We start from the raw sequence: 7,348 nt of genomic DNA, 5'->3' as shown, positions 1-7,348 counted from the left end.
TACTTTACAGACACTTGAGCACCGGCGCCCTCAAGCTGTTCTTTTATTTTGTTTGCTTCTTCCTTGCTATACCTTCTTTTACAGCTTTGGGCGCTTCTTCAACTAACGCCTTGGCTTCTTTCAGCCCAAGACCGGTGATGGCGCGAACTTCCTTAATGACATTAATCTTTTTGTCACCGGCAGCTTCAAGAATAACGTCAAATTCTGTTTTCTCTTCTTCTGCAACAGCGGTATCACCTCCGACAGGCATGGCACCGGCAGCAAAGGCAACCGGTGCGGCTGCGGATACGCCAAATTTGTCTTCAAGTTCCTTAATCAGTTCTGAAAGCTCCAGAACGCTCATGTTTGAAATAAATTCAATTACATCATCTTTTGTAATATCAGCCATTTTAATCTCCTGAAAAATATACGAATATCTAAATCGTACTTTTAAATCTAACGTGTTGGTTTAATCTAAGTTACGCTGCATCTTTTTGAGCATCTTTTTGATCTTTAACAGCATTAAGCACATTGAGAAAAGATCTGGGAACACCGGCCAGCACATTGACCAGATTTGTAGGAACGGCATTGAGTGTGTACACCAGCTTGGCCAGCAACTCTTCTTTGGACGGCATCTTGGCAAGCTGTATAACATCTTCTTCGCTTAAAAGTTTTCCACCAAGGGCTGCACCTTTAAGCTGTATTTTCTCATTGGTTTTCAGAAAGTCTGATATGACCTTGGCAGGCGCCACAGGATCATCCTTGGAAATAATGATCGCATTTGGTCCTTTAAAAAGATGAGTTAATACCTCCGAGCCGGTCTCTTTCACCGCCAGTCTCATCAGGGTATTTTTTACAACCGCCATTTGAGCCCCGGCTTCCCGAAGTTTTGCGCGAAGTTCGGTCACCTGGGATACAGTCAGTCCCTTGTAGTCGACCAAAAAAGAAATCTCTGCATCGGCGAGTTCCTTTGCGAGCCTTTCGACCAGCCCTTTTTTCTGGGAAATATTGAGCATTTTTTACACCTCCTTCCTTAATTAATTTAGTATCGAAGGTGCCAGTGAAACCAAAACAAAATTTATTTCTGTCTCGGCAGGCCGGCAAATCCGATTATGCATATCATATGCACCTACTGTCTATGACAGGTTTAACGTGTATTTCGCTTGTCAGGACGAAAGCACACTTATTATTTGATCAACTAGTTAATCAACAAAGGATCCACTTTGATACCCGGGCCCATTGTTGAAGATACGCTGATGGATTTGAGATAGGTTCCCTTGCTTGCTGCAGGTTTAAGCGAGACAATCTTATCAAGAAAAACGGTCACATTTTCCAGCAGTTTTTCAGCACCAAAGGATATTTTACCGACAGGAACATGGACAATACCCGCCTTTTCAACTCTGAAATCAATTTTACCGGCTTTGACTTCGTTGATGGCCTTGGCAAGTTCAAATGTTACGGTACCGGTTTTTGCGTTGGGCATCAGCCCTCTGGGGCCAAGAACACGACCGAGTTTACCTACAGTGCCCATCATGTCAGGTGTAGCAATTGCTTTATCAAACCCGAACCAGCCATCCTTGATCTTCTCAACGATCTCATCTGTGGCAATAAAATCTGCGCCCGCATCAAGGGCTTCCTGTTCTTTTTCACCTTTGGCAAACACCAGAACCTTCACCTCTTTACCCAGCCCATTGGGCAGAACAACGGTTCCCCGAACCATCTGGTCTGCATGCCGAGGGTCAACCCCCAGCCTTACAGCAATATCAACCGTTTCGTCAAATTTTGCATAGCTGGAAGATACAGCTATTTCCAGGGCATCTTTAGGCCCGTACTGAACCGTTCTGTCCACTTTGCTCAGTGCTTCGTTATGTTTTTTACTCCGCTTAGGCATTTTAATCACTCTTATACTTAAAAGTTAAACGACTTCTATTCCCATACTTTTGGCTGTACCTTCAATAATTCTAACGGCAGCATTAATATCCGAGGCGTTCAAATCAGGTTTTTTAGTTTCTGCAATTGCAACAACCTGAGCTTTTGTTACCTTGCCGACCTTATCACGATTCGGCTCTCCAGATCCCTTAGAAAGCTTGGCTGCAGCCAGAAGCAGTCTTGAGGCAGGCGGGGTTTTGGTTATAAAACTGAAAGATCTGTCCTGATACACAGTGATAACAACCGGAATAATCTGCCCCGCGTCATTAGCCGTTTTAGCGTTAAACGCCTTACAGAAATCCATAATATTGACACCATGCTGCCCCAAAGCCGGACCAATGGGAGGGGACGGATTTGCCTTGCCGGCTTCAACCTGAAGCTTGATCTGTGTCATTACTTTTTTTGCCATTTTAATACTCCTGAAACTCTTTATTTATAACCCGACTAAATCTTGGCTACCTGTATAAAATTCAATTCCACCGGCGTGGCGCGCCCGAAAATGCTGACCAGCACCTTGACCTTTTCTTTATCCGGAGACACATCTTCAATGGTACCGTTGAAATTGGAAAAAGGTCCATCAACAACCCGCACATCATCACCCGGCTCAAAAAGATATTTGGGCTGTGGTTTCTCCTTACCCTGCTTCATCTTTTCGATAATGCTCTGGGCTTCCCTGTCAGTTATGGGGGCAGGTTTGTTCTTTCCACCAAGAAAACCGGTAACCTTAGCAGTGGAACTTACAATATGCCACGTCTCATTATCCAGATGCATACGCACAAGAATATATCCAGGATAAAACTTTCTGGAAGACTGTCTTTTTTTTCCATCCACCAACTCGACAACATTTTCGGATGGAATCAGGATGTCCCCGAATTTTTCCGGATGTTTCAATCCCTGGATTTTTTCTTCCAGGGCAAGCTTCACCTTTTGCTCATGACCGGAATAAACATGGACGACATACCATTTTAAAGACATCTTAATTTCCCTGTAGTCTATGTAAGGACAACTTGGACGAGCTTGGACAAACTGTAGTCAAAAATCCCCAGAAAAATAGCGACAATAAATACAAAAATGACGACCACAACTGTTGTTCCGGTCGTCTGCTTCCGGGTCGGCCAGACAACTTTCTTCAGCTCAACCTTTACTTCCCGGAGGAAGTCTGCTGTTTTTGTAAATAAATTGTCCGTTTCAGACTGCCCCACCGGCTTTTCAGCCATACTCGCAGAGGTCGCCTGCACCGGCTTCCCTGCTGCAGTCGATTTTACAGCAACGTCTGCCTCACTCTCCGTTTCGACAACCCGTTTTCGTTTTTCATTTTGAGGCTTTTTTTTCTGTAATCTCGACATATTCCACCAATGAATTATCTCCTGTGCGATATCAAATACCGATTCAGAAGATGATAAAAAGTGGCAGGTCAGGAGGGAGTCGAACCCGCAACACCCGGATTTGGAGTCCGGTGCTCTGCCAATTGGAGCTACTGACCTGCAGGGTAACCTATTTTATTTTTGATTCTCTGTGGACGAGATGTTTATTACAGAATTTGCAATATTTTTTTAATTCTATCTTGTCCGGAGTCTTGCGTTTGTTCTTGGTCGTTGTATAATTCCTTCTCTTGCATTCAGTACAGGCAAGAGCAATAAGCACTCTATCCACTTTCAACCCCTTGACGTTTATTTTTAATATTGCTTACATCACCTGCCTTTGGACAAACCGTACCGCCGGCAAGTGCCACATTATTCAACGCGTGATTAGTTCTTTTAGCATAGTTTGGAGCCCATGACCAGAATCGAACTGGTGAACCTCTTCCTTACCAAGGAAGCGCTCTACCAACTGAGCTACATGGGCTTAGACAACATACAATCCAAACCAGCGTACAGGAAGACTGCGAATGGAGCGGGAGACGAGGCTCGAACTCGCGACATTCAGCTTGGAAGGCTGAAGCTCTACCAACTGAGCTACTCCCGCTTATGATAAGACCAAACTAAGTCAATCAACCAAACCGACCATGTAGTCCCAACAATCCACCATGCAGATCTCCTACATTTGTTTTGGTGGTGGGGGGAGGATTTGAACCTCCGAAGGCTGAGCCGTCAGATTTACAGTCTGATCCCTTTGACCACTCGGGAACCCCACCTAAGCTATTTTGGAGCCGATACCCCGAATCGAACGGAGGACATTCTCATTACAAGTGAGATGCTCTACCAACTGAGCTATATCGGCACTACCCAAGCTACATTTCTTCAGTAGCAAAAGACCGGGAGAATATATCAAAACATTTTTGCCATAGCAACCTCTTTTTATCAAAAAATCATAATATTTTTTCCCGGTATGCGATCAGCAGACAATAGTTCGGTTGAATATGCAATTGGATTGACAGTCCGCCAATATTCTTTTTCTATTATTACAATATATCAATGGGATTGGCTTTTTCTGTTTTTAAAGTTGACTTCTCGCTTTTTTTCTCAAATAATTGACTCTTAAGATCGCGGTAGCTCCAGTAGCTCCACGGTTTTTTCATTGACATTCCACACAGTCTTTATTACACAGACTAAAATTCAACAACAGCTATCGGTAAGGAGACGAAGTGAAGACTCACAAACTGGCTGCATTTATTTTTGCCTTATTCCTGATTACCGGTTGCCAGCAGTCCCACCTGTCAGCCAACAAACCCGTAACAGACAAAACCTTGAAGACGGCCAATGCCCAGAAAAGGAGTATCCCCAAACATTGTACAAACATTGAAAACCAGCCCCCGGATACTGATCAAGGCAGGATAGACCAGGCCCTTGAGCTTTGCGGCGTGGCACAAAATTACTGGGAAGAAGGTAACCTTGAAGAAGCATTGTCAAGCCTTGATGCGGCCTATGCCCTGATGCTTGAAATTGATACCCCTGACAATTCCGAGGTGGATCAGCAAAAGGAGGACATCCGTTATCTTATCTCCAAACGTATTCTTGAAATTTATGCGTCCCGTCAGATTGTTGTAACCGGGCACCATAAAGCTATCCCCATCACCTTAAACGACCATGTGAATGCTGAAATAAAACGGTTGACCGGACCTGAACGGGGCTTTTTCATCCGTGCACTTAACCGTTCCTGCCGTTACCGTCCGTTTATTGTTCAGGCGCTCAAAAAATCCGGACTGCCCGAAGAGATCTCGTGGCTGCCTCTGATCGAGAGCGGTTTTCAGATCACAGCCCTATCCCCCGCAAGAGCCCTTGGCCTGTGGCAGTTCATACCGTCAACAGGAAATAAGTTCGGATTAAGCCGCAACCATTATATAGATGAACGCATGGATCCTGAGAAGTCCACCCAGGCAGCCATTGATTATCTTAAGGAACTGCATAATCTGTTCGGAGACTGGACTACGGCCCTTGCAGCCTACAATTGTGGTGAATATCGCGTACTCAAGACCATCCGCAAACAGAAAATCAACTATCTGGATGATTTCTGGGACCTGTACCAGAGCCTGCCCCAGGAAACAGCAAGATATGTACCTAGATTTCTGGCCACCGTCCATATTGTTAACAATCTGGAAAAATACGATATGGCAATAACTGATCCGTTAAAGCCGCTTGAATACAAACCTTTTGACATAAAAAAACAGGTCAGTTTAAGCGAGGTCGCAAGCGCCATCAATGTAGGCGCCGACACACTTGCCGCCCTTAATCCGGAACTGCGCCACCAGGTACTGCCGCCTGACCCTTATACAATTAAAATACCGGTGGACCACGCAGACAGCTTCATAGACAAAATTGATAGCATAAAGCCCATAAAAACAACTTACCAGGAAAGCCCTCCTAAATATACATACTACCGAGTACGGAAAGGGGATACATTATCCAGCATTGCTACCAAATTGAAAACTTCCGTAGATACCATTATCCGTTGCAACAAAATTTCAAAAAAAAGCCGTATTCTCACCGGAAACGTATTGAAAATTCCAGGCTCAAATTATCAGGCAAGTTCAAGTACTGCCAAAACGAACAGAAAAAAATCCGATTCAGACTATGGAACAAAAATCACGTATAAAGTACACAGTGGAGACACCTTATGGATGATTGCCAAAAAATTTTCTACAACAGCCAAGCAGATTAAATCGCTGAACAAATTATCAGGAACAAAGTTAATTGTTGGTCAGGGGCTGACTATTATCCCCGGGGATAAAGGCAGCACAAACAGCAAAAAGGTTTCAAAGTATAAAGTAAAATCCGGGGACAGCCCTGAACTCATTGCAAAAAAACACAATATGAGCCTTGACCGTCTGCTCGCCTTAAATAATTTAAGCAAGAGAAACAAAATTTATCCCGGCCAGAACCTGTTGGTAGAGTGATGGGTTCTGTTTTAACCGTTTCAATTTTTAACTTGCCTTGGCATATTCTAATAATGTATAAAGGCAGCCTGTTTCAATGGATGCAGTGGGAGAATAGCTACCCTGTCAAAAATAATTGAAAGACTTTAGCCCCCGTAGCTCAGTGGATAGAGCATAGGATTCCTAATCCTTGTGCGCAGGTTCGATTCCTGCCGGGGGCACCACTATTTGAAAGAGGCTTGGCTGTGCGGACATTTTCGCAGCACTTGGGATATAATGCCAGATGTTTTAACAAAACCAGAGTTGCTTGCACCGGCCGGCAACTTTGAAAAACTTGAAATTGCCGTCCATTACGGGGCAGATGCGGTATATCTGGGTGGTAAAGATTTTAGCCTGAGAAATTTTTCAGGCAACTTTACAGATGGCGAACTTGAAGATGCGATAAAATTTGCCGGAAAGCACCAGGTCAAAGTATATCTTACTTGCAACATTTACTCCCGCAACCATGAGCAGGACAGTATCGAAGCATTTCTGGAAAGGATAGGCAATATCGGCCCCCATGCCGTTATCATTTCAGATCCAGGTATTCTTATAAAGTCCAAACAGATTATTCCCCATATAGACATCCATCTAAGCACCCAGGCCAATACCACAAATTTCAACGCAGTTCTTTTCTGGGAACAGCTGGGCGTTAAACGGATAAACCTGGCAAGGGAATTATCCATTGAAGAGATAAAAACCATTACATCTCGCACAACAATCCAGACCGAGACCTTTGTCCATGGCGCCATGTGCATGTCGTACTCCGGCAGATGCCTTTTGAGCAGTTTCTTAAGCGGCCGCGACAGCAACAGAGGACTGTGCAGCCATCCCTGCCGCTGGAATTACGCGGTCATGGAAGCGCTTCGGCCCAATGTATATTATCCTGTTCAGGAGGACAGCCGCGGCACCTACATCTTTAATTCCAAGGACATGTGCCTGATAGACCACATTCCCGAATTAATCCATGCCGGAATTTCCTCCTTTAAAATAGAGGGCAGGATGAAAGGAATAAATTATCTGGGTTCTGTGGTAAAAACGTATCGCAACGCCATTGACGCATATATCGCAGATCAGGATTCTTATTCA

At 44.4% G+C, this 7,348-nt stretch carries 8 protein-coding genes, 6 tRNA genes and 1 pseudogene; 3 read left to right on the top strand and 12 right to left on the bottom strand.

Going from position 1 to position 7,348, the window contains the following annotated elements; all coding sequences use genetic code 11:
* Window positions 1-62: 62 nt before the first annotated feature.
* The 12 genes and pseudogenes from rplL to AB7U36_RS14740 form a co-directional block, all read right to left on the bottom strand.
* Window positions 63-343: pseudogene (gene rplL, locus AB7U36_RS14795) on the bottom strand (50S ribosomal protein L7/L12); the annotation flags it as partial.
* A gap of 115 nt (window positions 344-458) precedes the next feature.
* Complete coding sequence (rplJ, locus tag AB7U36_RS14790; RefSeq protein ID WP_428160494.1) at window positions 459-995, bottom strand: 50S ribosomal protein L10; 537 nt, start codon at window positions 993-995, stop codon at window positions 459-461.
* Between the two features lie 182 nt (window positions 996-1,177).
* Complete coding sequence (gene rplA, locus AB7U36_RS14785; RefSeq protein ID WP_428160493.1) at window positions 1,178-1,870, bottom strand: 50S ribosomal protein L1; 693 nt, start codon at window positions 1,868-1,870, stop codon at window positions 1,178-1,180.
* A gap of 24 nt (window positions 1,871-1,894) precedes the next feature.
* Window positions 1,895-2,317, bottom strand: coding sequence for a 50S ribosomal protein L11 (gene rplK / locus AB7U36_RS14780; RefSeq protein ID WP_428160492.1), 423 nt, complete (start codon window positions 2,315-2,317; stop codon window positions 1,895-1,897).
* Window positions 2,318-2,352: 35 nt separating this feature from the next.
* Window positions 2,353-2,883: a transcription termination/antitermination protein NusG gene (nusG, locus tag AB7U36_RS14775; RefSeq protein WP_428160491.1), complete on the bottom strand. Its 531-nt coding sequence runs from the start codon at window positions 2,881-2,883 to the stop codon at window positions 2,353-2,355.
* Between the two features lie 17 nt (window positions 2,884-2,900).
* The gene (gene secE / locus AB7U36_RS14770; RefSeq protein WP_428160490.1) at window positions 2,901-3,254 is read right to left on the bottom strand and encodes a preprotein translocase subunit SecE; all 354 of its coding nucleotides are present in this window, start codon (window positions 3,252-3,254) and stop codon (window positions 2,901-2,903) included.
* Window positions 3,255-3,315: 61 nt separating this feature from the next.
* A tRNA-Trp gene (locus tag AB7U36_RS14765) sits at window positions 3,316-3,392 on the bottom strand.
* A 10-nt stretch (window positions 3,393-3,402) separates the two neighbouring features.
* Complete coding sequence (rpmG, locus tag AB7U36_RS14760; RefSeq protein WP_428160495.1) at window positions 3,403-3,552, bottom strand: 50S ribosomal protein L33; 150 nt, start codon at window positions 3,550-3,552, stop codon at window positions 3,403-3,405.
* Window positions 3,553-3,676: 124 nt separating this feature from the next.
* Window positions 3,677-3,753, bottom strand: a tRNA-Thr gene (locus AB7U36_RS14755).
* A gap of 44 nt (window positions 3,754-3,797) precedes the next feature.
* A tRNA-Gly gene (locus tag AB7U36_RS14750) sits at window positions 3,798-3,873 on the bottom strand.
* An 84-nt stretch (window positions 3,874-3,957) separates the two neighbouring features.
* A tRNA-Tyr gene (locus tag AB7U36_RS14745) sits at window positions 3,958-4,042 on the bottom strand.
* A 10-nt stretch (window positions 4,043-4,052) separates the two neighbouring features.
* Window positions 4,053-4,128 (bottom strand) — tRNA-Thr (locus AB7U36_RS14740).
* A gap of 364 nt (window positions 4,129-4,492) precedes the next feature.
* Here AB7U36_RS14740 and AB7U36_RS14735 point away from each other — a divergent pair.
* From AB7U36_RS14735 to AB7U36_RS14725, 3 genes are all read left to right on the top strand, one after another.
* Window positions 4,493-6,241 carry a LysM peptidoglycan-binding domain-containing protein gene (locus AB7U36_RS14735; RefSeq protein ID WP_428160489.1) on the top strand — a complete coding sequence of 583 codons (1,749 nt, stop codon included), beginning with the start codon at window positions 4,493-4,495 and terminating at the stop codon, window positions 6,239-6,241.
* 128 nt (window positions 6,242-6,369) lie between these two features.
* Window positions 6,370-6,444 (top strand) — tRNA-Arg (locus AB7U36_RS14730).
* A gap of 52 nt (window positions 6,445-6,496) precedes the next feature.
* A partial coding sequence (locus AB7U36_RS14725) for a peptidase U32 family protein (protein ID WP_428160488.1) occupies window positions 6,497-7,348 on the top strand: 852 nt, incomplete at its 3' end.

This window comes from Desulfobacter sp. (genome assembly GCF_050177295.1).
Note: the sequence above shows the minus strand (reverse complement) of the source record. Positions and strands in the feature narration are given on the sequence as shown.